The organism is Enterococcus sp. GPZ-007, from assembly GCF_059374735.1.
Window position 1 is genome coordinate 1 of sequence record NZ_JCAFYN010000131.1, and the last position, 309, is coordinate 309.

Sequence of the window (309 nt, forward strand, 5' to 3'; positions counted from 1 at the left end):
AAGTAATTGTTTCTGGTTCGCCTGCTGCTTTTTCATCTACTTCAAATGGAACTTCGGTTTGATTCAATAGGTAGCCTTCTGGGGCTTGGGTTTCAACCAGCGAATATTTTCCAGGAGCTAATCCGGTCGCATAAACCTTACCTTCTTTATCTGAAGTCAAGATCGTCGTTGCTTTGCCTTCTGCATCTAGAACTGTTTGAACCTTACCTGCTTGATCGCGAATCTCGAAATCAGCACCCTTTAAAGGATTTCCTTTATCGTTTTTCTTCACGAAGGTAATGGAACCTTGATAGTTGATGAAATCGGCTA

Annotated in this window: 1 protein-coding gene; it reads right to left on the reverse strand. The window is 41.7% G+C overall.

Annotated features, from left to right (window positions below; translation table 11 throughout):
- Nucleotides 1-309 (reverse strand): prealbumin-like fold domain-containing protein (locus AC4J95_RS21240; RefSeq protein ID WP_494551560.1); only part of this gene is annotated, 309 nt, incomplete at both ends.